The organism is Acidovorax sp. SDU_ACID1, assembly GCF_045291395.1.
Classification (GTDB): Bacteria; Pseudomonadota; Gammaproteobacteria; order Burkholderiales; family Burkholderiaceae_C; genus MR-S7.
Genome location: NZ_CP152342.1, coordinates 3,588,941 through 3,614,138 on the forward strand (window position 1 = coordinate 3,588,941; position 25,198 = coordinate 3,614,138).

The window sequence follows — 25,198 nt, forward strand, 5'->3', positions numbered from 1 at the left end:
TTCCCCTCATTGAGGTCCCCCTTGATAGGCAACCAGTTCACGCCGGATCCCAAGCAACACGTCGGCTACCGTCACCGGGCCATCCTTGCCATCAATGCTCCAAGACAGGTATTGACCTGCGACTGGCAGGACGCATTCGACCAATTGGCGGGCACTTTGGGCCCAAGAGATTCTCGCGATACCATGCGAGACTGGGTCACCGTCCGAACGGAACATATCTGCCGGGACAGACAAGAGATCATCCCCCAACGAAAAATTATGCACCTCGATCGACTGCAAACGCTCGGGAAGATTCTCTCGAACCCATGCGCTGTAATCATCGGCCACTGCTTGTGAAATACAAAGCACACCATCGGCTTTTGATATTACTTGCAGCCACTTTTCGCGCAAAGAAAATATCTCAGGCGGAAAATACCGTGAATGCCCGGCATTCAAAAGATTGTAAATAACGAAATAGACCCGAACACCCGCCAGACGAATCGCATCGAGATACTGGGCGTTTTGTGTGACCAAGGTAGGCTGGAGATCAAGCCCAAGAAAAATATCGCCACGCTGGGGGGCAATAATGCCCACCGCAGCTTCACCGATGCCGTAGAGCTGTGCAATTCGTTCACCCGCATGGCGATACCCCTGCTCTCCAGGATTTGCAAAGACTGGCCGGATAAAGAACCCTGCAGGAGGACTGGAGATCAGTTCAATCAACAGATTTTTGACCACCCCTTGTGCATCACCCAACTTATCTTCATTGATCAGACATGTTACATCCAGGAAAATCTGGAGCACCGCCCTTGGCCCAGACCCATTTGCCCCCCTAACAAACCTGGCGGGGTGCACCGGAATATTGACAGCCTGATTGACTTGACGAATAGCGTATCCATGGAGCTTAGGGAACGGCTTCAATATTGCATGAACCAGTGCAACTAAAGTTGCATTCTTGAGAAGCCGGGCAATCCCCCACTTGACAATCGACACTCTCTGCGGAACTGGTGGCGGCTGCTTTGTCTCGGAAGGGCTGAATTCCGATTGAGCCTGAACTTCGCTCACGGCATCTTGTGAAAATGTTTTTTTTTGCAGAATCCACCCACCGACAAAGCGCAAAGGAGAAGTCAGACGCCACGATAGGCTTCGGTATACGGACAAGAGCTTTTGATGGCGGTCGTCCGCCAGGTGCCAATAATGGCGATTCGATTGATTCAGTGCATTCAACTGCATCTGGGCCGTCGCCATCTCCCGCTCCATCTGCGTCAATCTGGACTGGATCACCTGAAGGACACCCTCAGCTTCGGCGACACGCCCCTCATGCAACCGTGCGAGTACGTCTACTTCGGTAGCACGCTGCCAGGTGAATGCAGTTTCTGTCTCGCGCTGCACACCATCGGCTTGCGCGCGTACAACCTGAGTTCCTATGTCCCGTCGGCTCTGCCATTCATCAAGATGGCCTATGGCGGCCACCACGCCATCTTCAACGTTGGCAATGCGCTGGTGCATCTCGGCCATGCGTCGCGCCAGCGTACTGTCATACCGATCAGCAATTTCTCGTAGCTCTATTCCGAAAGGGGCCGCAAAAGCAGCATCGAAGGATGCCATTACGTCAGGGGAAGCCGCTTTCTGCGCCACCACGGCATAGTCGGGACTGACACCACCTAATACATCCATCATACGGATGTCGGTGCGTGAGCGCAGTTCAGCCGACTCCTGCAACCTCAAGGTGCGTACTCGAGCAAAACCGTAATGCTCAGGTAAAAACGAAAGCAGTGGGGGAGGGAGAGGCCGCAGATGGGTGGGGTCGAGAAAGAAGCTACTAGTCCCCACTACCAGGTTTTCTGGGTTAGGTGTTTCAAGAATGAGCAAACCGCCCGGTTTCAACACCCTTAGTGCATGAGCCACCAGAGTTTCAAGGTCACTGAACGAAATGTGCTCTGCGACGTGGAATCCCGACACAATGCATTGTGTCCTATCTCCCAATGATTTCAGGTAGGCAATTGCGTCTCCTTCAACCGCTGGCAGCCCGCGCTCTGTGCAGGCTGCAAGCATATCGACGTCAAAATCAACACCCTGAGGCAAGAAGCCCGCGTCCTGCACCAGTTCTATCCACTCGCCTCGGCCACAACCTAGATCGATAGCATTGGCTGGCTGATAAATACTCAGTAGCGGCTGGATGAAAGGAAGATAAGTTTCGAGACGCTGAGAGATCAACTCGCGCGAACCTCGATAACGTTCTTCAAAGGCACGGTAAAAGCCGGTAGATTTCACTTTTTGTATTCGACTTGAGGTACAAGCCAACTTACCCCCACAAACGGGTTTCGGTTGACATTGACCACATTGAACATCAGCGCCCTATCGCGCCACTCGTAATTGGTAGCCAGGTGGGTGTCCACCACATGTAGCGCTGTGGACAAGGAATACGAGCCCACGCCGATGTTGGCCGGGAAAGAAAACCCCAGACTGACCACCTCACCTCGCTTCAATTGCACCATAGCCACCTTGAGATGATATGTATTAGTGCCAAATATCGGCTGCCCCAACCGGTCCTTGATTACGTAGCCAAATACCAGATCGGGCAAGTCGGCATGCAGACGAATCCGTACCTGCAGACACACCGGCTCGCCCACATTGACGTATTCGACAACCTCGTCTTCTGAGTTGCGCAGTTCAATGGATTCGACCCGTGCCTCGCCAGTGCCCGAGGTCGTTTGCATACGACCACCCTCTAGGCGCTTAACCTCTATGGTGGCATTTTCACGCTCGGCAATAAGCGCGTTGTAGAAGTCCATGACCTCCGCAGGTGACCCGTCTCTGATAACAAAGCCGTGTTCAAGCAGGATGGCGCGGTCGCACAGGCTTTGGATGGCGCTGCGGTCATGCGACACGATAAGCAGCGACGTGCCTTTTTCGCGGAATTCGCGGATTTTGTCGAAGCTCTTGTGCTGAAAATAGGCATCCCCCACCGACAGCGCCTCATCGACGATCAACAAATCTGGCCGCACCGCCGTGGCCACGCTGAAGGCCAGGCGCATCTGCATGCCACTGGAATACAGGCGCACGGGGCGGTCGATGTAGTCGCCTATTTCTGCAAAGGCTTCGATGGCGGGCATGCAGGCGGTGATTTCGCCTTGCGTCAGGCCCAGCAGTTGCCCGGCCATGAAGACGTTTTGTCGGCCCGTGAAGTCGGGATGAAAGCCCATGCCTAGTTCCAGCAATGCGGCGACGCGGCCATGCCGGGTGACGCTGCCCTGCGTGGGCTGGGTGGTGCCGGTGATGATCTTGAGCAGTGTGCTTTTGCCAGCGCCATTCACACCAATGATGCCCACGGCCTCGCCGGGCTTTACCGTAAAGGCGATATCGCGCAGCACCCAGGTTTTCTCATGCATGGTGCGGCGGCTGATCCATTCCCACGCGCGCGCCCACTTGCTGGGGTAGCGCTTGTAGGCTTTGCCGATGTTGGTGACGGTGAGGGCTGCACTCATGGCTGGCGGGTGCTTTTTTTATCGTTGTGCAGAGCTTCTTCCAGCGCCTCGATGCTGGGCAATTGGTTCAGCAAGTCCGGGGGCAAGGTGTGCGACAGGGTGTAGCTGGCCAGGCCCAGCGGCTTGTGGATGTCTGACAGCGCATATTCGGCCACCAGGCGGTCTTTGCTTTTGCACAGCAGCAGGCCGATGCTGGGGGCGTCGCTTTCGCAGCGAAGCCGCTCGTCCACAACCTTGAGGTAGAAGTTGAGCTTGCCTGCGAATTCGGGTTCGAAGTCGCCCGTCTTCAGTTCCACCACCACATAGCAGTGCAGGCGGGCATGGTAGAAGAGCAGGTCGAGAAAGAATTCGCGCTCGCCCACTTGCAGGGGCACTTGTCGCCCCATGTAGGCAAAGCCTGCGCCCAGTTCCAGCAAGAACTGGGTGATGTGGTCGATGAGCGCTTTTTCCAGCTCGCGCTCGTGGTGTTCGGGTGTCAGCGAGAGAAAGTCGAACACATACGGGTCTTTGAGTACCTGGGCCGCCAAGTCTGATTGGGGCGCGGACCGGGTGTTGGCAAAGTTGCTGATGGCCTTGCCTTCGCGCTGCCACAGGCCGCTTTCGATGTGGTGCGTGAGTACGGCGCGGCTCCAGCCGTGGGCCTGGGTTTGGCGCAGGTAGTACAGGGCTTCGGCGTGGCTGGCGCACTTGCTGGCAATCAGCACGTTGTGCCACCAGGGGGTGCTGAACAATTGCGTAGCAGCCTGCTTCGCAATTGCCGAATCGCTGCTCCAAAAGCGGTGCCAGCGGCGGATTTGCTCCAGATTGCGCTTGGAGAACCCCTTGACCTGCGGAAACTCCTGCATCAAGTCCTGGCTCAGGCGCTGCAAGAAGCCGGTGCCCCAGCGCTGCTCGGCCTGCTGCGCGGCAATGTCGGCGCCCAGCTGCCAGTAGAACTGCAGCAGTTCGACATTCACGGCCACGGCTGCCTTGAGCTGCACTTGCCAAAAGCTTGTCTTGAGTTGTGCCAGCCATTGGGGATAATCGGCCGCCTGCGGGGGCGAGGGGGTGCCGGGCATCACAGCTCGTCCACCATTTCACCCACGCGGGCTAGGAAGAAGCCCGCACCCAGCAGCAGAAAGACCACGGCTAGCCCTGCCAGCGGCAACAGCGGCCCAGCGGAGGGTACGGCTTTGTCCAGATAGATCTGCTGGTAGCCGGCCATCAGCGGGGCCATCGGGTTCAGCGCCATCAGGCTGCGCACTTTTTCAGGCAGCGCGGGCAGGGTGTAGACGATGGGCGTGAGCCAGAACCAAAACTGCAAGACCACGCCGGTCAGTTGCCCCACGTCGCGAAAGAACACGTTGAGCGTGCCCAGGAAGATGCCCAAGCCCAGTGTGAACAGGATTTGCAGCGCCAGCAGCGGCACGGCTGCCAGCAGCGCCTGCCCCGGCCAGTGGCCGATGAGCGCGAGGAACACCAGGTACAGCGTGAAGACGATGCCGAAGTTGATGAGCGCCGACAGCGTGACGATGGCGGGCAGACAGATGCGCGGGAAGTTCGATTTCTTGATGAGGTTGCCATGCTCCAGGAACACGTTGTTCAGCCGCCCGAGCATTTCGGCGAACAGGCTCCAGTGGATGACGCCCGCGCACAGATAGATGCTGAAGGCGAACGGGGTCTGCTCGTGCCCTTGCAGCGTGTTGCCCATGAGGCGCCCGAACACCACGGTGTAGATGACGATCATGGTCAGCGGGTTGGCCACGGACCAGAAGGCGCCCAGCAGGGATTCGCGGTATTTGCCCTGGAATTCGCGCAGGACGCTGCTCCAGACGAACCCACGGTACGACCACAACGCCCGCAGCATGGGCATGCCAGGCATGGCGATCATGGGCTGGCCACCGGTTGGGGGGCGCGGCCGTAGGTGTCCTCGAAACGGACGATGTCGTCTTCTCCCAGATAGCTGCCGGACTGCACCTCGATGATCTCCAGCGGCACCTTGCCCGGATTGGCCAACCGGTGCGTGTACCCAAGCGAAATGAAGGTCGACTCGTTCTCGGCCAGCAAAAATGTCTTGTCGCCATTGGTGACTTGGGCCGTGCCCTTGACGACGATCCAGTGCTCGGCCCGGTGGTGATGCATTTGCAGGCTCAACTGCGCGCCGGGATTGACCACGATGCGCTTGACCTGGAAGCGCTCGCCGCTGTCGATGCTGTCGTACCAGCCCCAGGGCCGGTGCACCTTGCGGTGGGTGGAGGCCAGGCTGCGCTTCTGCACCTTCAGTTCCGCCACGATCTTCTTGACGTCCTGGGTCTTGCGCTTGTCGGCAACCAGGATGGCGTCGGGCGTTTCGACAATAACGAGGTTGTCCACACCCACGGCGGCGACGAGGCAGGTTTCGGAGAACAGCAGGCTGTCGCGGGTGTCGATAGCGAGGGTCTGGCCGGTGTGGGCGTTACCCTGCGCATCGTGGGGCAGCACGTCCCACAGGGCGTCCCAGGCGCCCAGGTCGGACCAGCCGGCGTCCAGCGGCACGACGCGGGCGGGGATGCCCAGAGCCTTGTTGCCGGGTAGGTGTTCCATGACGGCGTAGTCGATGGAGTCGGAAGGGCAAGCAGCGAAGGTGTCGCCGTGGGGCCGGATGAAGTCCAGGTCACGGCTGCTTTGCTCGATGGCGGCCCGACAGGCTTGCAGCATCTGCGGCTGCAGTGCGGCCATGGCCTTGAGCCACTGGTCCGCGCGCACCATGAACAGGCCGCTGTTCCAGAAATAGTTGCCGCTTTCCACGTAGGCCTGGGCCAGTTCCAGACTGGGCTTTTCGGCAAAGCTCTGGATGGCGAAGGCGTTGCAGCCGTCGATGGCTTGCGCCTTCTGGATGTAGCCATACCCCGTTTCGGGACGATTGGCCACGATACCGAAAGTGACCATGGCTCCGCCTTTCGCCAACTCCCACGCGGTCTGCACGGCGCCGTGCAGTTGGGCCACGTCGGTCATGACGTGGTCGGCGGGCATGGCCAGCAGTACGGCATGCGGATCCGCGACCAGGGCGGCCAGGGTCAAGGCGGGTGCAGTGTTGCGCCCGACAGGCTCCAGCACCAGCCTGGCGCCGGAGATACCGGCCTCCTGCAGTTGCTGGGCGGCCAGAAAGCGATGCTCGCTGTTGCACACCACGATGGGTGCGGCCTGGGGTATGTGCGGCGCCACGCCGTCCAGCCGCTTGGCGGTGTCTTGCAGCATGGAGACGCCGTCGCCACCCAGTGCCAGGAACTGCTTGGGGTAGGTTTCGCGCGACAGCGGCCACAGGCGGGTGCCTGAGCCCCCGCACAAGATGACGGGAAGCAGGGGAGAAGTCATGTTGATGAAGAATCAGGGGAAGAGTGGGATGCCTGCTGGAGGTTTTCGAGGTCGGCCTCCAGCATCGCCAGGCGCTGATTCAGCCGGCGCACGTCACGCTCGATGCGGGTGTTGAGCATGTCGGCATGCAGGGCCTTGAGCACCAGCACGATGGAAGCCAGCAGCAGTAGCAGCGCTGGCGGATAACTGAAGCCCGTCCACCCGGCCAGCCGGTCGATGAGCCCGGGCCAGGCACCCAGCACTGCGGCTACGGCTGCCAGCATGACCCAGAACAGGCCATGCATCAAATACAAGTGGTCTCGGCGCACGAGGTACAGAATCAGTACCGCCAGGCCGATCCCTAAAAGAGCTGTCGTAAGTTGCATGGATGCCATTGGTCCCTCGATCGCCTTGCGGGGATGGAGGAGTGGCGGGAAGGAACCCTGACCACCCAAGCGCCCCCGATCTCAAGTGTGCCTCGGCACGGTTTCCCGAGGCTCCAGGATTGTAAATGCGGTGCGTTGCGCACAGATTTCGGGCGTCCGGGCCTTGAAAACACCCAGAACGCCCGTATCATTAGCACTCGCTGCAGATGAGTGCTAACACCTCTCTGCCGGGTTCCGAAGCGCCCGCCCCCGCGGGCGCGTTGTCGATAGTCGTAAACCTTTTGTCCTCTAGGAGAGATGCAATGAACCTTCGCCCCCTGCACGATCGCGTGATCGTCAAGCGCCTGGAAAACGAAACCAAGACCGCCTCGGGCATCGTGATCCCCGACAACGCTGCCGAGAAGCCCGATCAAGGCGAAGTGCTGGCCGTGGGCCCCGGCCGCAAGAACGACAAGGGCGACCTGATCGCCCTGAACGTGAAGGTCGGCGACCGCGTGCTGTTCGGCAAGTACAGCGGCCAGACCGTGAAGGTCGATGGTGACGAACTGCTGGTCATGAAGGAAGACGACCTGTTCGCGGTCGTCGAGAAGTAAGCCTTCGGCACTTCTTCATCCCTTCCCTGTTTACTGAATCTGGAGAATTGAAATGGCAGCAAAAGACGTAGTTTTCGGCGGCGAAGCCCGCGCTCGCATGGTCGAAGGCGTGAACATCCTGGCCAATGCGGTCAAGGTGACCCTGGGCCCCAAGGGCCGCAACGTGGTGCTGGAGCGCTCGTTCGGCGCCCCCACGGTGACCAAGGACGGCGTGTCCGTGGCCAAGGAAATCGAACTGAAGGACAAGCTGCAGAACATGGGCGCCCAGCTCGTGAAGGAAGTGGCCTCCAAGACCAATGATATCGCCGGTGACGGCACCACCACCGCCACCGTGCTGGCCCAGGCCATCGTGCGCGAAGGCTCCAAGTACGTGGCCGCCGGCCTGAACCCCATGGACCTCAAGCGCGGCATCGACAAGGCCGTGGTGGCCCTGGTGGAAGAGCTGAAGAAGGCTTCCAAGGCCACGACCACCTCCAAGGAAATCGCCCAGGTCGGATCCATCTCCGCGAACTCCGACGAGTCCGTGGGCAAGATCATCGCCGACGCGATGGACAAGGTGGGCAAGGAAGGCGTGATCACCGTCGAAGACGGCAAGTCGCTGGACAACGAGCTGGACGTCGTGGAAGGCATGCAGTTCGACCGCGGCTACCTCTCGCCCTACTTCATCAACCAGCCCGAGAAGCAGTCCGCCGTCCTGGACAACCCCTTCGTGCTGCTGTACGACAAGAAGGTGTCCAACATCCGCGACCTGCTGCCCACGCTGGAGCAAGTCGCCAAGGCCGGCCGCCCGCTGCTGATCATCGCTGAAGAAGTCGAAGGCGAAGCCCTGGCGACGCTGGTGGTGAACACGATCCGCGGCATCCTGAAGGTCGTGGCCGTGAAGGCGCCTGGCTTCGGCGACCGCCGCAAGGCCATGCTGGAAGACATCGCCATCCTGACGGGCGGCAAGGTGATCGCCGAGGAAGTGGGCCTGTCGCTGGAGAAAGTGACGCTGGCCGACCTGGGCCAGGCGAAGACGATCGAGATCGGCAAGGAAAACACCACGATCATCGACGGCGCCGGCGCTGCCGCTGACATCGAGGCGCGCGTCAAGCAGATCCGCATCCAGATCGAGGAAGCCACCAGCGACTACGACCGCGAGAAGCTGCAAGAGCGCGTGGCCAAGCTGGCCGGCGGCGTGGCCGTCATCAAGGTAGGCGCTGCCACCGAAGTCGAGATGAAGGAAAAGAAGGCCCGCGTGGAAGACGCCCTGCACGCCACCCGCGCTGCGGTGGAAGAAGGCATCGTGGCCGGCGGCGGCGTGGCCTTCCTGCGCGCCAAGCAAGCCATCGGCGAGCTGAAGGGCGACAACGCCGAGCAGGACGCCGGCATCAAGCTGGTGCTCAAGGCCATCGAAGCGCCCCTGCGCGAGATCGTGGCCAACGCCGGTGGCGAGCCCTCGGTGGTGGTCAATGCCGTGCTGAACGGCAAGGGCAACTACGGCTTCAACGCCGCCAACGACACCTACGGCGACATGCTGGAAATGGGTATCCTGGACCCGACCAAGGTGACCCGCACGGCCCTGCAGAACGCCGCTTCCGTGGCCTCGCTGCTGCTGACGACCGAAGCCATGGTGGCTGAGGCTCCGAAGGACGAAGCCCCCGCTGCCGGCGGCATGCCCGACATGGGCGGCATGGGCGGCATGGGCATGTAAGCCTCCCGCTCGCCCGGGCAAACCAGCCCCGCAGTGCGCAAGCCTGCGGGGCTTTTTCTATGGTTTTGATAGCTGCCAGCGCTTGATGGACAAGCGCTGATGGCTCTTTTCGCCCACGACCTCCACATCGGCCAGTAATGATTTGTATGTAAAATTGATATCCATTCTCATTATTGTTCTGGATTGCTTCCATGTGGATCGGTATCTTGCTGGCCGCCGTCTGCGGCGGGCTGTTTCTGTGCGCCACGCCCCGCGTTGAGGGGCCGCTCCAGGGCTGGCGCGGCACGGTGCTGGGGCTGATGGTGCTGCTGTTGGCCGTGTGGCAGACGCAGGCCGGCGGCCTGGGCCTGGCGACCTCCACTGCCCTGGTGCTGGGCGTGGCCATGTTGGTCCTGCCCTGCCTGAGCTGGTGGCAGGCCGCGCGCCGCCGCACCGCCAAGGCGGCCGCCCGATGAGCCGCGGCGCCCACGACAAAGCCGCGCCGCGCCACCTGCTGTTCAAGGGTTTTACGGGCTTTCTCCTCGGCTTTCCGCTGGCGCTGTGGCTGAGCTGGCTGCTGATGTACGGTGGCCTGCTGCCCGCCTATCTGCCGGTGCGCGACCAGATCGCCATGTGGCTGGCGGTGCTGCTGTGGTGCGCCGCGCCGTGCGTGGCCTTCCTGGCACAAAGCCGCAAGCAGTGCGCGGCCGCTTTCCTGCTGGCCAACGTGGCGGCCTTCGCCGCCTGGAAGGTGCTGCAATGAAGGCGCAGACCGTCAAGGACTACCTGGCCGTCCACACCTGGGTCGGCATTCTCTGCGGGCTGGTGCTGTACATCGCCTTCTACGCGGGCGCCTTCTCCATGCTGGAGGCCGAGATCACCCGCTGGACGCAGCCGCCCGCGCCCGCATCCAGCGCGGTGAGCAACGACGGCGACGCGCTGGCCGCCACCTTCTTCGATGCCCACCCCGACGTGAAAGGCCGCGTGCGCCTGCGCTTTCCCGGCCCCGACAACGCCCAGCCCGCGCTGGCGCAGCTCGAGCGCGGCCAGGACGCGGTGTGGTGGCAGCTGGGCAGCGACGGCCAGCTGCGCCGCATGGATGCGCCGCGCGAGGACGACACCAGCGGCAACTTCGTCGACTACCTGCACCGCAAGGGCGGCCTGCCGATTCCGCTGGAGGTGGCCGAGCCGGTCATCGGCCTCGTCTCGCTGGCCTACGGGCTGGCGCTGGTGTCGGGCATCGTGGTGCTGCTGCCGTCGCTGGTGAAGGACCTGTTCTACCTGCGCCTGGGCGCCAACCTCAAGCGCATGTGGCTGGACGTGCACAACCTGCTGGGCGTGGCCAGCCTGCCGTTCCACCTGGTCATCGCTTTCAGCGCCGCCGTGTTCGGCCTGCACGACATGGTCTACCTCGCGCAGGACAAGTTCATCTACCGGGACGGCCTGAGCGCCACGGTGGCGCGCGACAGCGTGCCCCGGCCGCTGGCGGCCCGCGCCGACTGGCTGCCGCCCAGCGAGATCAAGCGCCGCGTGCAGGAGCAGGCCCCGCACTTCCAGCCCCTGGGTCTGGACTACGTGGTCCAGCCCGGCGGGGCCGTGGCCGCCGTGGGCGGTATCGACGAGCGGAACTTCCAGCGCGCTTCGCGCTACGGCCTGGCCTTCGTGAACCTGCGCACGGGCGAGATCTACGACCGCACCTACGTGCCGGGCGAAAGCGGCCACGCGTCGAGCGCGCTGCTCAGCAGCCTGTTCTCGCTGCACTTCGGCAGCTACGGCGGGGACACGGTGCGCATCCTCTACGTGCTGCTGGGCCTGTCGGGCGCGCTGCTGTTCTACACCGGCAACCTGCTGTGGATCGAGACGCGCACCAAGCGCGCGCGCAAGCCGCAGGATGGGCCGGCCATGGAACGCCCGCGCCACGTGCGCGTCGTCTCCGCCCTCACGCTGGGCGTGAGCTTGGGTTGCGCCGCCGCCCTGCCCGCCACGCTGGCGCTGGCGCACTGGCTGGCGCCCGTGGTCAGCGACCTGGACACGCTGCACCAGGGCGCGTTCTACGGTCTGTTCGCCGCCTGCATCGCCTGGGCCCTCTGGCGCGGCACTGCGCAGGCTGCGCGTGGCCTGCTGTGGTTCACGGCGCTGTGCAACGCGCTGGTGCCGCTGGCCGCCGTGCTGCGCCCCGGGCCCGACGGCGTATTGCTGGGCGCGGTGTGCGCGCTGCTGGCGCTGTTCTTCGCATGGGTGGGCTGGCGGCAACGGTAGCGGTTACCTGTTGCAACACCATTAGAATGCGAGCTATTTTCATTTGCAACACCATCATTCACAACAGGAAGCATCCATGCCCGCCATCACCTGCCGCACGCTGCGGCGCACTCCGATTGCCCTGGCGCTAATCGCCATCAGCGCCGGCGCCGCCGCCCAGACCGCCCCCGCGCAAGGCGAGACCACGCTGCCCACGGTCACCGTGCGCAGCAAGTACGAGCGCGAAGACCTGCCCGTGCGCGCACCCGGCAACAAGGCTGCATCGGGTGCGCGCCTGGGCATCCTGGGCGCCACGTCCATCATGGAAGCGCCGGTGCACGTCAACGCCTACACGCGCGAGCTGGCCGAGGACTGGTCGGCCCTCACGCTGCAGGACGTGCTGGAGAACGACTCCGCCGTCGTCTTCACCACCAACAAGAATCACCTGCTGCAGAACTTCAACCTGCGCGGCCTGGACATGACGGCGATGGACATCGCCACCAACGGCCTGTACGGCATCGCCCCGGCCAACTCGGTGCCGGTCGAGATGTTCGAGCGCATCGAGGTGCTGCGCGGCCCCAACGTGCTGCTCTCGGGCATGCCGCCCCTGTCCAGCGTGGCGGGCACCGTCAACATGGTGACCAAGCGCGCCCTGGCGCAGCCCATCGCCGACCTGACCGTGACCTACGGGTCGAAGTCCTACTTCCAGGCCCATGCCGACGTGGGCAAGCGCTTCGGTGAGGAAAAGCGCCTGGGCATCCGCTTCAACGGCGTCTACGGCTCCGGCGACATGGGCGCCAAGGACGAGGAGCAGTCCCGCCGTGTCGGCGCGCTGGCGCTGGACTACGTGGGCGACCGCGCCCGCTTCTCGCTCGACCTGTACAACAGCGTCAACAAGATCGACAACGGCAGCCCTGGCATGTTCAACTTCCTGGGCAACGCGGCCATCCCCGGCGTGGGCCGCCTGCTGGCCCCGCCCGAGGGCGACACCAACATGTTCCGCGGCACGCACGGCGAGTACGAGAACAGCGGCGCACTGGCCCGCGCCGAGTTCGACTTCACGCAGGACTGGCAGGGCTACTTCGCGGTGGGCGGCTCCGAGGCCGAGGGCCAGGGCCTGCTGTTTGGCACCCGCGCCTTCGTCACCGGCGCGGACGGCACCACGCGCGGCGCCATCTACAACGTGCACACCAAGTCCGAGCGCCGCACGGCCGAGGCCGGCATGATCGGCAAGTTCGACACGGGCGCTGTCCGCCACCGCCTGCAGGTGTCGGCCAACATCCTCAAGCACAAGGAAGGGACCGTGAACACGGCCTGCAACTACTGCTACACCACCAACATGTACGACCCGGTGGTTCCCAACTTCCCCTCCGCGCCCGTCTGGAAGGACTACACCACCCAGAATGAATACCGTTCGCTGGCCGTGGCCGACACCATGGGCTTCGCCGACGAGAAGGTGCTGCTGACCGTGGGCGGCCGCCACCAGACCGTGAAGATGCCGCTGTCGAACTACAGCGAAAGCCGCTTCTCGCCGATGATCGCCGCCGTCGTGCGCCCCTGGGGCGACGACCTCTCGCTGTTCGGCAACTACACCGAAGGGCTGGAGCCGGGCCAGATCGTGGGCGTGGGCTACACCAACACGGGCGAGGCCCTGCCGCCGAAGCAGACCAAGCAGATGGAGCTGGGCGTGAAGGTGCAGACCGGCGCGCTCACGCACACCGTCAGCGCCTTCGAGATCAAGCGGCCCTCGTTCATCAGCAACAACGGGGCCCCCCTGCCCACCCTGGTGGACGACGGCGAGCAGCGCCTGCGCGGCCTGGAGTGGAGCATGTACGGACAGGTGGCGCAAACCGTGTCGCTGCTGGGCGGCATCACCCACATCAAGTCCGAGCAGCGCAACACCGGCAAGGACACCTTCGGCACACCCGAATGGCGCGTGCGCATCGGCATGGACTGGCAGACGCCCGTGCAGGGCCTGAAGGTAGGCGGCCGCGTGATCCACACCGGCTCGCAGTGGTCCGACTCGGGCAACCGCCTGCGCATGCCGTCCTGGAACCGCCTGGACCTGAACGCCAGCTACGCCACCCAGCTCGGCGCCACGCCCGTGCGCTTCAACGCCAGCGTGGAAAACGTGTCCGACAAAAAGTACTGGATCGGCACCTTCGGCGACGGCTTCGTGATGCCCGGCGCGCCGCGCACCTTCAAGCTGTCGGCCACTGTGTCGTTCTGACCTGCGGCACTGCAAAAAAAGGGCCGGTCTTGCGACCGGCCTTTTTGCTTCTGTATCGATAGCTGCCAGCGCTTTACCAGCAATCGCTAGAGGCCTATTTGGCTTGCAGTTTCTGCACCAGCGCGGCGGTGGACGGGTCCAGCCCCTCCACGCCGCCATGGCCCAGGCGCGGCTCGATGTCCTTGGCCACCACCTTGCCCAGTTCCACGCCCCACTGGTCGAAGCTGTTGATGCCCCAGAGGGCGCCGGCCACGAACACACGGTGCTCGTACAGCGCGATCAGCGCCCCCAGGCTGGCCGGATCCAGCCGCTCCAGCACCAGGAAGGTACTAGGCCGGTTGCCGGAGAACGCGCGGTGGCCGCCCGCGTCGGCGCGGCCCACCATGAGCGCGCGCGCCTGCGCGAGCGCGTTGGCCACCAGGCGCGGGTGCTGGCCGGGCAGATCGCGCCCAGGCTCGCGCAGCGCGATGAACTCCACGGGGATCACGTCCGGCCCCTGGTGGATCATCTGGAAGAACGCGTGCTGCCCGTTGGTGCCCGGCTCGCCCCAGATGGCGGGCGCGGTGGCATAGGGCAGCGCGGCGCCCTGCGCGTCCACGCCCTTGCCGTTGCTCTCCATCTCCAGCTGCTGCAGGTACGCGGGCAGGCGGCGCAGGCCATGGCTGTAGGGCGCCACGCTGCGGCTGGTGAAGCCGTGGAAGTTGCGGTACCACACGTCCAGCAGGCCCAGGCGCACGGGCAGGTTGGCTTCGAGCGGCGCGGTGCGGAAGTGCTCGTCCATCGCGTGCGCGCCCGCCAGCAGCTCGCGGAAGGCCGGCGCGCCGATGGCGATGGCGATCGGCAGGCCGATGGCCGACCACAGCGAGTAGCGCCCGCCCACCCAGTCCCAGAAACCCAGCGTGGTGGTGATGCCGAACTGCGCCGCCGCCTCCAGGTGGGTGGTGAGCGCGTAGAAGTGCCGCGCCACGTCGGTGCCGCCCTGGGACGTGAACCAGTCGCGCGCGGCCTGCGCGTTGGTCATCGTCTCCAGCGTGGTGAAGGTCTTGGAGGCGATGAGGAACAGCGTGCTCTCGGGACGCAGCGTGCGCAGCAGGCTGCCCAGCTCCATGCCGTCCACGTTGGAGATGAAGTGCAGGCGCTTGGCCGGGGGGCGCAGGTCGTCGAGCGCCTTCACCGCCATCGCGGGCCCGAGGTCGGAGCCGCCGATGCCGATGTTCACGATGTCGGTGATGGCGTCGTCCTGGCGCACCTGCTCGGCGATGCGCAGCATGGCGTCCAGCGTGGCGTGCACGTCGCGCAGGCCCTCCGCTACTACATTCGTAGCTGCCTGCGCTTGTCCTGCCTGCGCTGGAGCCGGTTTTCGCAACAACCAGTGCATCACCGCGCGCTGCTCGGTGTTGTTGATGGGCGCGCCCGCGAACATGGCGTCGCGGTAGGCCGGCAGGCCGCATTCGCGCGCCAGCTGCACCAGCAGCGCCTCGGTGGGCGCGTCGATGCGGTTCTTGGACAGGTCCGCGAACACGTGGGGCGCCTGCTGGCTGAAGCGCTCCACGCGCTGCGGGTCTTCGGCGAAGGCGTCGCGCACGTCGAAGTCCCGGCCTGCGCGCTCGTAGTGCGTGCGCAGTTGGCCCCAGGCATCCGTGCGGTCGCAGCGCGTGCGCGGGTCCGTGTAGCTCATGCGGCGGCTTGCATCAGCTGTTCGAGCTTGGCCGCGTCGGCCGCGAAGGCGCGGATGCCCTCGGCGAGCTTTTCCGTGGCCATGGCGTCTGCGTTGAGCGCGTAGCGGAAGCCCGCCTCGTCGTACTGCACGGGCTCGATGGCCACGCGGCGCGCGGCCTCGGGGTCGAGCACGCGCGCGACGGGCGCCTCGCTGGCGGCGAGCTGGGTCAGCAACTCGGGCGCGATGGTCAGCAGGTCGCAGCCCGCCAGCGCCACGATCTGGCCCGTGTTGCGGAAGCTCGCGCCCATCACCTCCGTGGCGATGCCGAAGTGCTTGTAGTGGTTGTAGATGGCCCGCACGGACTGCACGCCGGGGTCGTTGGCGCCGGCCATCGCGGCGTCGTCCCAGCTGCTGCCGGCCTGCTTCTTGTACCAGTCGTAGATGCGGCCGACGAAGGGCGAGATGAGCTGCACCTTGGCCTGCCCGCAGGCCACGGCCTGGGCGAACGAGAACAGCAGCGTGAGGTTGGTGTGGATGCCCCTGGCCTCCAGCAGCCGCGCGGCCTCGATGCCCTCCCAGGTGGAGGCGATCTTGATGAGCACGCGGTCGATATGGATGCCCTCGGCCTGGTACAGCTCCACGATGCGCTCGGCGCGCGCCACGGTGGCGGCGGTGTCGAACGACAGGCGCGCGTCGACCTCGGTGGACACGCGGCCCGGGATGATGGAGAGGATCTCGCAGCCGAAGCGCACGATGAGCCGGTCCATCAGCTCGCCGATGTCGCGGCCGTGGAAGCGCGTCACGCAGTCCTGGAGCAGCGGCGCGTATTCAGGCTTCTGCACGGCCTTGAGAATCAGCGACGGATTGGTGGTCGCGTCCTGCGGCTGGAACTGGGCCAGCTGCTTGAAGTCGCCGGTATCGGCCACTACGGTGGTGAACTGTTTGAGCGCGTCGAGTTGGTTCAAGGAAAAGTCCTCTCAAAATGCAGGCCAATAGCCGGAGTGTATGCGCGGGAGCAGCATGGTCCCTGTCGGCCGGGGCCGCGGATGAAACTCGGTAACATTGTTCGCCATGAGCTTCGACCTCGTACTTTTCGGCGGCACGGGCGACCTGGCCTGGCGCAAGCTGCTTCCCGCCCTGTTCCAGGCCTGGCGCCACGGCTCGCTGCCGCCAGGCGGACGCATCGTCGGCGTGGCGCGCGACGCGCTGACCGATGCCGACTACCGCGCGCTCATCGGCAGCCGCCTGGCCGTCGTGGAGGGCGAGAAACGCCCGAGCGCGCAGGAGTTCGAGCGCTTCGCCGCGCTGCTCGAATACCAGCGCATGGATCTCTCGGCGCCCGCCGACTACCAGCTGCTCAAGGACAAGCTGGAGGCGCGCGGTGCCGAGACGGTGGTGATGTACCTCGCCACCGCGCCAGGCCTGTTCACCACCGCCTGCGAGCAGATCGGCGCCGCGGGCCTGGCCACGCCCGCCACGCGCGTGGTGCTGGAAAAGCCGCTGGGGCACGACCTGGCATCCAACCGCGCCATCAACGCCGCCGTGCGCGGCGTGTTCGACGAGCGGCAGGTGTTCCGCATCGACCACTACCTCGGCAAGCCCTCGGTGCAGAACCTGCTGGCGCTGCGCTTCGGCAACGCGCTGTTCGAGCCGCTGTGGCGCCGCGAGACGGTCGCCAGCATCGAGATCACCATGGCCGAGCAGCTCGGCGTGGAAAAGCGCGGCGCCTTCTACGACGGCACGGGTGCGCTGCGCGACATGGTGCAGAACCACGCGCTGCAACTGCTGTGCGCGATCGCCATGGAGCCGCCCATCAACGCCCATGCCGACGCGATCCGAGACGAGAAGCTCAAGGTGCTGCGCTCGCTCTCGCCCTGGACGCCCGCCACGCTGGCCCAGGGCGTGGTGCGCGGCCAGTACACGGCCGGCCAGCTCGCGGGCGGCCAGGTGCGCGCCTACGGCGAGGAGGACGGGGTCGCCCCCGGCAGCACCACCGAGACCTTTGTCGCCCTGCGCACCGGGATCGCCAACTGGCGCTGGGCCGGCGTGCCCTTCTACATCCGCACCGGCAAGCGCCTGGCGGCGCGCGAGGCGCACATCGCCATCAATTTCCGCCCGACGCCACATCCCATCTACCGCACGCCGCTGGGCGCAGCCAACCGCCTGGTGATCCGCCTGCAGCCGCGCGACGGCGTGGCGCTGCACCTGTTCGCCGCGCAGGAAAAGCGCGGCGCGGCGGCCGTGCAGGCGCTGGCGCCGGTGCAGCTCGACCTGGACTTCGAGCAGCGCTTCGGCGCCGAGCGCGTGGGCGCCTACGAACGGCTGCTGCTCGACGTGATCGCCGGACGGCTGAATCTCTTCGTGCGCGCCGACGAGCAGGAGGCCGCCTGGCGCTGGGTGGAGCCCATCATGCAAACCTGGCGCGAGCAGGACGAGCGTGGCGAAGGCCCGCGCCCCTATGCCGCCGGAAGCTGGGGGCCGAGCGCCGCCAGCACCCTGGTGGCCCGCGACGGCAACACCTGGATCGAAGAATGCTAGACCGCATCACTGCATCGCTGCCTTCGCTCGCGCCCGCCGAGCAGCGCGTCGCCCAGCTCGTGCTGCAGGACGCGCGCGCCTTCGCGCACCTGCCCGTGCGCGAACTGGCCGCGCGCGCGCACGTGAGCAAGCCCACCGTGGTGCGCTTTTGCCGCAGCATGGGCTACGACGGGCTGGCGGACTTCAAGCTCAAGCTCATGGGCAGCGTGAGCGAGGGCGTGCCCTTCATCCACCGCAGCGTGGACGCCGACGACAAGACCGGCGACGTGCTGGTGAAGGTGGTGGACAACGCCGTCGCCGCCTTCCTGCAGTACCGCAACGCCGCCAGCACCGCCGCGCTGGAGCAGGCGGCGAGCGCCATCGCCGCCACGTGGCAGACGGGGCGGCGCATCGAGTTCTACGGCGCTGGCAATTCCGGCATCGTGGCGCAGGACGGGCAGCACAAGTTCTTCCGCCTCGGCATCACCAGCATCAGCACCAGCGACGGCCATATGCAGGTGATGAGCGCCACGCTGCTCGGGCCCGGCGACTGCGCGGTCATCATCAGCAACTCGGGCCGTACGCGCGACCTGATGGACGCAGCCGACATCGCGCGCAAGAACGGCGCCACGACCATCGCGATCACCGCCAGCGGCTCGCCCCTGGCCCACACCTGCCAGATCCACCTGGCCGCCGACCACCCCGAGGGCTACGACCGCTACAGCCCCATGGTCTCGCGCCTGCTGCACCTGCTGGTCATCGACGTGCTGGCCACCTGCGTGGCGCTGCGCATCGGCGAGCCACTGCAGCCGGTGCTGCAGCAGATGAAGAACAACCTGCGGGCCAAGCGCTACACTTGAAAATGATAGCTTCCAGCGCTTGATGGATAAGCGCTGGAGCCCGATTTGACCCTCAACGTCCGTAGGTAGCGGTGAAGCTTGCCTTGGCGATCGTGTTGGCGTTGACCATGAAGCCCGTGAGCGCGGCAGGCGCGTCGTCGGGCACGTCGATGCGCTCCACCGACAGCGCATGCACCGTGAAGATGTAGCGGTGCGGCTTGTCGCCGGGCGGCGGGCACATGCCTCCCCAGGCATAGATGCCGTAGTCGTTGCGGATCTGGCGCGCACCCGCGGGCAGGTGAGCACCGCCCTTGGCGCCGGCGTTGCCACCCAGTTCGGTCACGCTGGCGGGAATGTCGATCACGTACCAGTGCCAGAAACCCGAGCCCGTGGGCGCGTCGGGGTCGTAGACGTTCACGGCGAAGCTCTTGGTGCCCTCGGGTGCGCCGCTCCAGCGCAGCACGGGCGACTGGTTGGCGCCGGTGCAGCCGAAGGAGTCGAACTCGAAGCTCTGGGCAATGGTGCTGCCGTCGGCGATGTCGGGGCTGGTGAGGGTGAAGGTCATGGCGTTCTCCTTTCGGGTTTACAGGCGGCCTTCCTGCACGGCATGGCAGGCCACGCGGGCGCCGCCCGCCTCCAGCATCTGCGGCCGCTCGGTGCGGCAGCGGTCGTTGGCGTGCGGGCAGCGCGGGTTGAATGCGCAGCCGGGCGGCGGGTTGAGCGGGTTGGGCACCTCGCCCTGCACGGGCGTGCGCGCGCGGCCGGTGTCGTGCATCTTGGGGATGGCATCGAGCAGCATGCGCGTGTAGGGGTGGCGCGGGCGGCTGAACAGCTCCTGCTTGTCGGCCAGCTCCACCAGGCGGCCCAGGTACATCACGCCGACCTGGTCGCTCACGTGGCGCACCACGGCGAGGTTGTGGCTGATGAAGAGGTACGTCAGGTGCCGCTGGCGCTGCAGGTCCTTCATGATGTTGAGCACCTGGGCCTGCACCGATACGTCGAGCGCGCTGGTGGGCTCGTCGCACACGAGGAACTCTGGCTCGGTGGCGAGCGCGCGGGCGATGGAGATGCGCTGGCGCTGCCCGCCCGAGAACTGGTGCGGGTACTTGGCCATGTCCTGCGCGGACAGGCCCACCGACTGCAGCAGCTCGCCCACGCGGGTCTTGAGTTCGGCCTTGCCGGTGATGAGGCCATGCTCGCGCAGCGGCTCGCCGACGATGTCCTCCACCAGCCAGCGCGGGTTCAGGCTGGCATACGGGTCCTGGAAGATCATCTGGATGCGGCGGCGCATGGCGCGCGCATCCTTGCCCTGGAAGGCGGCATGCGCGTCCTGCCCGTCGAAGTCGAAGCCGCCGCGCGTGGGCTCGTACAGGCCCACGAGCAGGCGCGCCACGGTGCTCTTGCCGCAGCCCGATTCTCCCACCAGGGCCAGTGTGCGGCCCTTCTCGATCTCGAAGCTCACGCCGTCCACGGCATGCAGCAGCGCGCGCGGCTTGCGCTCGATGACGCGGTTGAGCCAGGGGGCGGAGACGTCGAAGGTCTTGGCGAGGTCGTGCGCCTGTACCAGCGGTGCGCTCATGCCGCCACCTCCGCATGCAGCCAGCAGGCGGCCTGGGTTGGGCCGGCGGGCATCAGGTCGGGCCGCGCCACGCGGCAGCGGGCGAAGGCGCGCGGGCAGCGCGGGTTGAAGGCGCAGCCCTCGGGGATGGCGGTCAGGCGCGGCATGGCTCCGTCGATCTGGTTCAGGCGCTCGCGGTCGTGCTCCATGTCCGGGATGGAGGCCATGAGGCCGGCGGTGTAGGGGTGCGCGGGATGGTTGATGACCTCGTGCACGGGGCCGATCTCGGCCACGCGGCCCGCGTACATGACGGCCACGCGGTCGCAGGTCTCAGCGATCACGCCCATGTCGTGCGTGATGAGCATGACGGCCGCGCCGCGCGTTTTGCAGATGTGCTTGAGCAGCTGAATGATCTGCGCCTGGATGGACACGTCCAGCGCCGTGGTGGGCTCGTCGGCCACGATGAGCTGCGGCTCGGCCGCCAGCGCCAGGGCGATCACCACGCGCTGGCGCATGCCGCCGGAGAACTGGTGCGGGTAGTGGTCCACACGCTGCTCGGCGGCCGGGATGCCCGTGTCCTTGAGAAGCTGAATAGCACGCTGGCGTGCCTCGGCAGCCGACACGGGCAGGTGCGTGCGGATGGTCTCGACTAGCTGCTGGCCCACGGTGTACAGCGGGTTCAGCGAGGTGAGCGGGTCCTGGAAGATGGCGCCGATGCGCCGGCCCCGAATATGGCGCATCTGCTCGTGCGGCAGGTTGTCGATGCGCTGGCCTTCCAGCAGGATGCGGCCGGACGCCACGCGCCCCGGCGGCTCCAGCAGGCCGATGATGGACGCGCCCGTGAGCGACTTGCCCGCGCCCGACTCGCCCACCACGCCGAGTATCTCGCCCGGCGCGATGGAGAAGGACACGTCGTCCAAAGCGCGCAGCGTGCCGCGGCGGCCGGGGAATTCGACGACGAGGTTTTGGACTTCTAGTAATGACATATCAGCGCAGTCGTGGGTTCAGCGCATCGCGCAGCCAGTCGCCCAGCAGGTTCACCGACAGCGCGATCAGCACCAGCATGATGCCGGGGAAGACGGTGATCCACCATTCGCCCGAGAACAGGTAGTCGTTGCCCACGCGGATCAGCGTGCCCAGCGACGGCGAGGTGGGCGGCGCGCCCACGCCGAGGAAGGAGAGCGTGGCCTCGGTGATGATGGCCGTGGCGACCTGGATGGTGGCCAGCACCGTGACCGGGCCGGTGACGTTGGGCAGGATGTGCTTGACCATGATGCGCGCGGGCGGCACGCCCGTCACCCGGGCAGCCTGCACGTATTCCTTGCTGCGCTCCACCATGGTGCTGGCGCGCACGGTGCGCGCGTACTGCACCCAGCCGTTGCTGCCTGCGAAGGCGATGGCCAAGATGAGCACGCCGAAGGCCATGCCTTCGGAGGCGTCCGGGTACATGGCGCGCGCCACGCCGGCGATGAGCAGCGCCACCAGGATGGCGGGGAAGGACGACACCACGTCGCACACGCGCATCAGCAGGCCGTCCACCCAGCCGCCGGTGGCCCCGGCCAGCAGGCCCAGCCCCACGCCGATCAGCAGCGACAGCGCCACGGCGGCCAGCCCCACGATCAGCGAGATGCGGGTGCCGTAGATCAGCGCGGAGAGGATGTCGCGCCCCTGGTCGTCGGTGCCCAGCAGGTATTTGGAGGTGCCCTCCGCGCTCCATGCGGGCGGCAGGCGCGAATCCGACAACTCGAGCGTGGAGAGGTCGAATGGGTTGTGCGGCGCGACCCAGCCGGCGAACACCGCGCAGAACACGCACACGGCGGCGATCACCGCCGCGATGACGGCCACCGGCGAGGTGCGGAAGCTGTGGGCCACGTCGCTGTCGTACCAACGCAAGAGCATTTGTTTCATGGGGCTGTGGTTCTTGTCGTCAGGGTGCCACGCCCATCCATTTGAAGGGCATGGAGTTGTCGGGCAGTTGCACCAGCCGGACCCTGCGGGACACGCCCCAGGCCAGCGCCTGCTGGTGCAGCGGGAGGTAGGCGATGTCGGCGGCCAGCAGCAGTACGGCCTCGCGCATCAGCGCATTGCGGCGGGTCCGGTCGGTTTCCATCTGGGCCTTGTGCACCAGCGCGTCCAGCGCCGGGTTGCAATAGCCCCCCAGGTTGAACTGGCCGGCGCCTTGCCCGTCCGGGCAGGCGGCGAGCGCGTGCAAGGCGCTCTGCGCATCGTAGGTGGAGGGCGTCCAGCCGAGCAGGTAGAAGGCCGTGTCGCGCCGCAGGATGCGCGGGAAATAGGCTTCCTTGGGCTCGGCCTGCACCGTCACGCGCACCTGGATGGCGGCGAGCTGCTCGGCCACCGCGGCGCAGACGGCAGCGTCCCGCACGTAGCGGCCCGCGGGGCAGTGCAGGGTGAGGTCGAAGCCGTCGGCATAGCCCGCCTGCGCCATGAGGGCGCGCGCAGCGGCCGCATCAAAGGGCAGGCGCTTGGCGTCGGGCTGGAAGCCGTTGATGCCGGGTCCCACGATCAGGGCCGCGGGCGTGGATGCGCCGCCCATCACGTCCTTGCGGATCGCGTCGATGTCGATGGCCTGATAGAAGGCCTGGCGCACGCGCTTGTCCTTGAAAGGGTTGGCGCCCCGGACGCTGGAATACGGCAACTCGTCGCTGCGCTGGTCCATGCCCAGGAACAGCGTGCGCAGCTCCGCCCCGGTCACCACGCGCGCGCCGCCCGCGGCGTTCACGCGGTCGATCTCCTGCACGGGAACGGGCTCGGCCACGTCCACGCGCCCGTCGAGCAGGGCCTGCACGCGCTCGGCGTCGTCGGGCAGGGGCGTGAAGACGATCTGCTGCGCGTTGCTTTCCATGCGCCCCCAGTAGCCGTCATGGCGCGCGAACACGGTGCGCTGGTTGGGCTGGCGCTCCTGCAGGCGGAAGGGGCCGGTGCCGTTGGCGCGCTGCAGGGCCGCGTCGGGCCGGGCGGCGCCGAGGGATTCGCTCCAGCGCCGACTCACCATGTAGACGTGCGACAGCGCATCGGGCAGCAGCAGGGAGGGCGCGCGGGTTTCCACCTCGATGGTGTGCGTGTCGATCTTGCGCACCTGCCGCACGTCGCTCAGGTAGTTCTTCAGGCCCGAGCCCTCGCCCTGCGCGCGGCGCAGGGAGAACACCGCGTCGTCGGCGCTGAAAGACGTGCCGTCGTGGAAGCGCACGCCCCGGCGCAGCTCGAAGCGCCAGACGGTGGGCGCCTGCATGCGCCAGGCCACGGCCAGCGCCGGCGCCAGGCGCAGGTCCTTGTTGCGGCCCACCAGGGGCTCGTACAGGTTGCCCGTGAGGCTGAGCTGCAGCGATTCGTTGAGCACGTGCGGGTCCATCGACGGCGCATCGCCCTGGTTGGCCACGCGGATGGTCTGCGCGCTTGCTACCGTAAAAATAGCTGCCAGCGCTTGCCCGGCAAGCGCCAGAGCCACTTTTTGCTTGAATCTCAGCGACGGCATCTTCACGGCCTCATTGCGCCGCCGCCAGCGGCATCGCCTGCTCGACCAGACCGGCATGCAGCGCCGCCCCCAGGGGCAGGATGTCGTCGTTGAAGTCGTAGCGGCTGTTGTGCAACGTGCTGTTGCCCGCACCCATGCCCTGCCCCAGGCGCAGGTAGGCGCCCGGCTTGGCCTGCAGCATGAAGGAGAAATCCTCCGCGCCCATGCTCGGTTCCAGGTCGCGCACCAGGTTCTCGGCGCCCACCAGCGCCTCGGCCACGTCGCCGGCGAAGCGGGCCTCGGCCTCGGTGTTGATGGTGGCGGGGTAGATGCGCTCGTAGCGCACGTTGGCCGTGGCGCCGAAACCCAGGGCGACGGCGTTGCACAGCTCCTGGATGCGGCGCTCGACCATGTCCTGCACGGAGGGGTCGAACGCGCGCACCGTGCCCACCAGCGTGGCCGTGCCCGGCAGCACGCTGAACGCGCCCAGGTCGCCCGCCTGCACGGCGCACAGGCTGAGGACGGCGCTGTCCAGCGGCCGCACGTTGCGCGAGACGATGCCCTGCACCGCCGTGATGATGTGCGCGGCCACCAGCACCACGTCCACCGTCTGGTAGGCGTGCGCGCCATGGCCGCCGCGGCCGGTGATCTCGATGGTCACGCGGTCGGCCGCGGCCATCATGGCGCCGTCGTTGATGCCCACCGTGCCCGGCTTCATGGCCGGCCAGTTGTGCATGGCGTAGACCGACTGGACCGGGAAGCGCTCGAACAGGCCGTCCTCGATCATCACACGCGCGCCGCCCAGGCCTTCTTCGCCCGGCTGGAAGATCAGCACCGCCGTGCCGTCGAAGTGGCGCGTGGCCGCCAGGTAGCGCGCCGCGCCCACCAGCATGGCGGTGTGCCCGTCGTGGCCGCAGCCGTGCATGAGGCCGCTCTTGCAGGACTTCCAGGCGAAGTCGTTGTGCTCGGCCATGGGCAGCGCGTCCATATCGGCGCGCAGGCCGACCATGGCGCCGCTGCCGCGCCCCTGCCCATGGATCACGCCCACGACGCCGGTACGGCCGATGCCCTCGTGCACCTCGTCCACGCCGCAGGCGCGCAGCGCCTCGCGCACGCGGGCGGCGGTGTAGACCTCCTCGAAGCCCAGCTCGGGGTGCGCGTGCAGGTCGCGCCGCAGCGCCGTGAGTTCCGGGTGGTACTGGGCGATGTGCGCGAAGGCTCGCCCGCCCGCCTTGAACCGCGGGGGCTGCATGG

At 66.1% G+C, this 25,198-nt stretch carries 22 protein-coding genes; 8 read left to right on the top strand and 14 right to left on the bottom strand.

Annotation, left to right across the window (positions count from 1 at the left end; translation table 11 throughout):
- Positions 1-6: 6 nt before the first annotated feature.
- The 6 genes from AAG689_RS17665 to AAG689_RS17690 are packed head-to-tail and all read right to left on the bottom strand — an operon-like array spanning position 7 to position 7,174.
- Positions 7-2,253 (bottom strand): class I SAM-dependent methyltransferase, encoded by a 2,247-nt coding sequence (locus tag AAG689_RS17665; protein WP_406623096.1) that lies wholly within the window; start codon positions 2,251-2,253, stop codon positions 7-9.
- On the bottom strand, positions 2,250-3,467 hold the full coding sequence (locus AAG689_RS17670) for an ABC transporter ATP-binding protein (protein WP_406623097.1): 1,218 nt from the start codon (positions 3,465-3,467) through the stop codon (positions 2,250-2,252). Before AAG689_RS17670 ends, AAG689_RS17665 begins: the two co-directional genes overlap by 4 nt.
- A complete protein-coding gene (locus tag AAG689_RS17675; protein ID WP_406623098.1) occupies positions 3,464-4,525 on the bottom strand; it encodes a YhcG family protein in 1,062 nt (353 codons plus the stop codon). The genes AAG689_RS17670 and AAG689_RS17675 overlap by 4 nt, the downstream gene beginning before the upstream one ends.
- Positions 4,525-5,328 (bottom strand): ABC transporter permease, encoded by an 804-nt coding sequence (locus AAG689_RS17680; protein ID WP_406626368.1) that lies wholly within the window; start codon positions 5,326-5,328, stop codon positions 4,525-4,527. The genes AAG689_RS17675 and AAG689_RS17680 overlap by 1 nt, the downstream gene beginning before the upstream one ends.
- A 5-nt stretch (positions 5,329-5,333) precedes the next feature.
- Entirely contained in the window at positions 5,334-6,800 is a 1,467-nt protein-coding gene (locus AAG689_RS17685) for a mannose-1-phosphate guanylyltransferase/mannose-6-phosphate isomerase (protein ID WP_406623099.1), read from the bottom strand.
- A complete protein-coding gene (locus AAG689_RS17690) occupies positions 6,797-7,174 on the bottom strand; it encodes a DUF2304 domain-containing protein (protein WP_406623100.1) in 378 nt (125 codons plus the stop codon). Before AAG689_RS17690 ends, AAG689_RS17685 begins: the two co-directional genes overlap by 4 nt.
- 293 nt (positions 7,175-7,467) lie before the next feature.
- On the opposite strand from AAG689_RS17690, the gene groES reads away from it, so the two are divergent.
- The 6 genes from groES (at position 7,468) to AAG689_RS17720 (ending at position 13,898) form a co-directional block, all read left to right on the top strand.
- Positions 7,468-7,758, top strand: a complete 291-nt coding sequence (groES, locus tag AAG689_RS17695) for a co-chaperone GroES (protein WP_406623101.1) — start codon at positions 7,468-7,470, stop codon at positions 7,756-7,758.
- Between the two features lie 52 nt (positions 7,759-7,810).
- Positions 7,811-9,451 (top strand): chaperonin GroEL, encoded by a 1,641-nt coding sequence (gene groL, locus AAG689_RS17700; protein WP_406623102.1) that lies wholly within the window; start codon positions 7,811-7,813, stop codon positions 9,449-9,451.
- A 191-nt stretch (positions 9,452-9,642) separates the two neighbouring features.
- Positions 9,643-9,906, top strand: a complete 264-nt coding sequence (locus AAG689_RS17705; RefSeq protein ID WP_020226875.1) for a hypothetical protein — start codon at positions 9,643-9,645, stop codon at positions 9,904-9,906.
- Positions 9,903-10,193 carry a hypothetical protein gene (locus AAG689_RS17710; RefSeq protein WP_406623103.1) on the top strand — a complete coding sequence of 97 codons (291 nt, stop codon included), beginning with the start codon at positions 9,903-9,905 and terminating at the stop codon, positions 10,191-10,193. Before AAG689_RS17705 ends, AAG689_RS17710 begins: the two co-directional genes overlap by 4 nt.
- Positions 10,190-11,689, top strand: coding sequence for a PepSY-associated TM helix domain-containing protein (locus AAG689_RS17715; protein WP_406623104.1), 1,500 nt, complete (start codon positions 10,190-10,192; stop codon positions 11,687-11,689). Before AAG689_RS17710 ends, AAG689_RS17715 begins: the two co-directional genes overlap by 4 nt.
- Positions 11,690-11,765: 76 nt before the next feature.
- On the top strand, positions 11,766-13,898 hold the full coding sequence (locus tag AAG689_RS17720; RefSeq protein ID WP_406623105.1) for a TonB-dependent receptor: 2,133 nt from the start codon (positions 11,766-11,768) through the stop codon (positions 13,896-13,898).
- A 94-nt stretch (positions 13,899-13,992) separates the two neighbouring features.
- On the opposite strand, the gene pgi is transcribed toward AAG689_RS17720, so the two are convergent.
- Positions 13,993-15,576: a glucose-6-phosphate isomerase gene (gene pgi / locus AAG689_RS17725; protein WP_406623106.1), complete on the bottom strand. Its 1,584-nt coding sequence runs from the start codon at positions 15,574-15,576 to the stop codon at positions 13,993-13,995.
- Positions 15,573-16,523 (bottom strand): transaldolase, encoded by a 951-nt coding sequence (gene tal, locus AAG689_RS17730; protein WP_406623107.1) that lies wholly within the window; start codon positions 16,521-16,523, stop codon positions 15,573-15,575. The genes pgi and tal overlap by 4 nt, the downstream gene beginning before the upstream one ends.
- Positions 16,524-16,629: 106 nt before the next feature.
- On the opposite strand from tal, the gene zwf reads away from it, so the two are divergent.
- Positions 16,630-18,096, top strand: a complete 1,467-nt coding sequence (gene zwf, locus AAG689_RS17735; RefSeq protein ID WP_406623108.1) for a glucose-6-phosphate dehydrogenase — start codon at positions 16,630-16,632, stop codon at positions 18,094-18,096.
- Positions 18,090-18,935 (top strand): MurR/RpiR family transcriptional regulator, encoded by an 846-nt coding sequence (locus tag AAG689_RS17740; protein WP_406623109.1) that lies wholly within the window; start codon positions 18,090-18,092, stop codon positions 18,933-18,935. The genes zwf and AAG689_RS17740 overlap by 7 nt, the downstream gene beginning before the upstream one ends.
- A gap of 52 nt (positions 18,936-18,987) precedes the next feature.
- Here the strand turns inward: AAG689_RS17740 and AAG689_RS17745 are convergent, their stop codons facing one another.
- The 6 genes from AAG689_RS17745 to AAG689_RS17770 are packed head-to-tail and all read right to left on the bottom strand — an operon-like array spanning position 18,988 to position 25,196.
- Positions 18,988-19,479 carry a YbhB/YbcL family Raf kinase inhibitor-like protein gene (locus tag AAG689_RS17745; protein ID WP_406623110.1) on the bottom strand — a complete coding sequence of 164 codons (492 nt, stop codon included), beginning with the start codon at positions 19,477-19,479 and terminating at the stop codon, positions 18,988-18,990.
- 18 nt (positions 19,480-19,497) lie between these two features.
- Entirely contained in the window at positions 19,498-20,493 is a 996-nt protein-coding gene (locus tag AAG689_RS17750; RefSeq protein ID WP_406623111.1) for an ABC transporter ATP-binding protein, read from the bottom strand.
- The gene (locus tag AAG689_RS17755) at positions 20,490-21,458 is read right to left on the bottom strand and encodes an ABC transporter ATP-binding protein (RefSeq protein WP_406623112.1); all 969 of its coding nucleotides are present in this window, start codon (positions 21,456-21,458) and stop codon (positions 20,490-20,492) included. The genes AAG689_RS17750 and AAG689_RS17755 overlap by 4 nt, the downstream gene beginning before the upstream one ends.
- Before the next feature lies 1 nt (position 21,459).
- A complete protein-coding gene (locus AAG689_RS17760; protein WP_034689756.1) occupies positions 21,460-22,380 on the bottom strand; it encodes an ABC transporter permease in 921 nt (306 codons plus the stop codon).
- Between the two features lie 19 nt (positions 22,381-22,399).
- On the bottom strand, positions 22,400-23,965 hold the full coding sequence (locus AAG689_RS17765) for an ABC transporter substrate-binding protein (protein ID WP_406623113.1): 1,566 nt from the start codon (positions 23,963-23,965) through the stop codon (positions 22,400-22,402).
- Positions 23,966-23,975: 10 nt separating this feature from the next.
- The gene (locus tag AAG689_RS17770; RefSeq protein ID WP_406623114.1) at positions 23,976-25,196 is read right to left on the bottom strand and encodes a M20 aminoacylase family protein; all 1,221 of its coding nucleotides are present in this window, start codon (positions 25,194-25,196) and stop codon (positions 23,976-23,978) included.
- Positions 25,197-25,198: the final 2 nt, after the last annotated feature.

Coding starts and splice junctions, on each gene's coding strand:
- AAG689_RS17670 (WP_406623097.1), bottom strand. CDS start 3,467: ATGAGTGCAGCCCTCACCGTCACCAACATCGGCAAAGCCTACAAGCGC.
- AAG689_RS17675 (WP_406623098.1), bottom strand. CDS start 4,525: ATGCCCGGCACCCCCTCGCCCCCGCAGGCGGCCGATTATCCCCAATGG.
- AAG689_RS17680 (WP_406626368.1), bottom strand. CDS start 5,328: ATGCCTGGCATGCCCATGCTGCGGGCGTTGTGGTCGTACCGTGGGTTC.
- AAG689_RS17685 (WP_406623099.1), bottom strand. CDS start 6,800: ATGACTTCTCCCCTGCTTCCCGTCATCTTGTGCGGGGGCTCAGGCACC.
- AAG689_RS17690 (WP_406623100.1), bottom strand. CDS start 7,174: ATGGCATCCATGCAACTTACGACAGCTCTTTTAGGGATCGGCCTGGCG.
- groES (WP_406623101.1), top strand. CDS start 7,468: ATGAACCTTCGCCCCCTGCACGATCGCGTGATCGTCAAGCGCCTGGAA.
- groL (WP_406623102.1), top strand. CDS start 7,811: ATGGCAGCAAAAGACGTAGTTTTCGGCGGCGAAGCCCGCGCTCGCATG.
- AAG689_RS17705 (WP_020226875.1), top strand. CDS start 9,643: ATGTGGATCGGTATCTTGCTGGCCGCCGTCTGCGGCGGGCTGTTTCTG.
- AAG689_RS17710 (WP_406623103.1), top strand. CDS start 9,903: ATGAGCCGCGGCGCCCACGACAAAGCCGCGCCGCGCCACCTGCTGTTC.
- AAG689_RS17715 (WP_406623104.1), top strand. CDS start 10,190: ATGAAGGCGCAGACCGTCAAGGACTACCTGGCCGTCCACACCTGGGTC.
- AAG689_RS17720 (WP_406623105.1), top strand. CDS start 11,766: ATGCCCGCCATCACCTGCCGCACGCTGCGGCGCACTCCGATTGCCCTG.
- pgi (WP_406623106.1), bottom strand. CDS start 15,576: ATGAGCTACACGGACCCGCGCACGCGCTGCGACCGCACGGATGCCTGG.
- zwf (WP_406623108.1), top strand. CDS start 16,630: ATGAGCTTCGACCTCGTACTTTTCGGCGGCACGGGCGACCTGGCCTGG.
- AAG689_RS17740 (WP_406623109.1), top strand. CDS start 18,090: ATGCTAGACCGCATCACTGCATCGCTGCCTTCGCTCGCGCCCGCCGAG.
- AAG689_RS17745 (WP_406623110.1), bottom strand. CDS start 19,479: ATGACCTTCACCCTCACCAGCCCCGACATCGCCGACGGCAGCACCATT.
- AAG689_RS17750 (WP_406623111.1), bottom strand. CDS start 20,493: ATGAGCGCACCGCTGGTACAGGCGCACGACCTCGCCAAGACCTTCGAC.
- AAG689_RS17755 (WP_406623112.1), bottom strand. CDS start 21,458: ATGTCATTACTAGAAGTCCAAAACCTCGTCGTCGAATTCCCCGGCCGC.
- AAG689_RS17760 (WP_034689756.1), bottom strand. CDS start 22,380: ATGAAACAAATGCTCTTGCGTTGGTACGACAGCGACGTGGCCCACAGC.
- AAG689_RS17765 (WP_406623113.1), bottom strand. CDS start 23,965: ATGCCGTCGCTGAGATTCAAGCAAAAAGTGGCTCTGGCGCTTGCCGGG.
- AAG689_RS17770 (WP_406623114.1), bottom strand. CDS start 25,196: ATGCAGCCCCCGCGGTTCAAGGCGGGCGGGCGAGCCTTCGCGCACATC.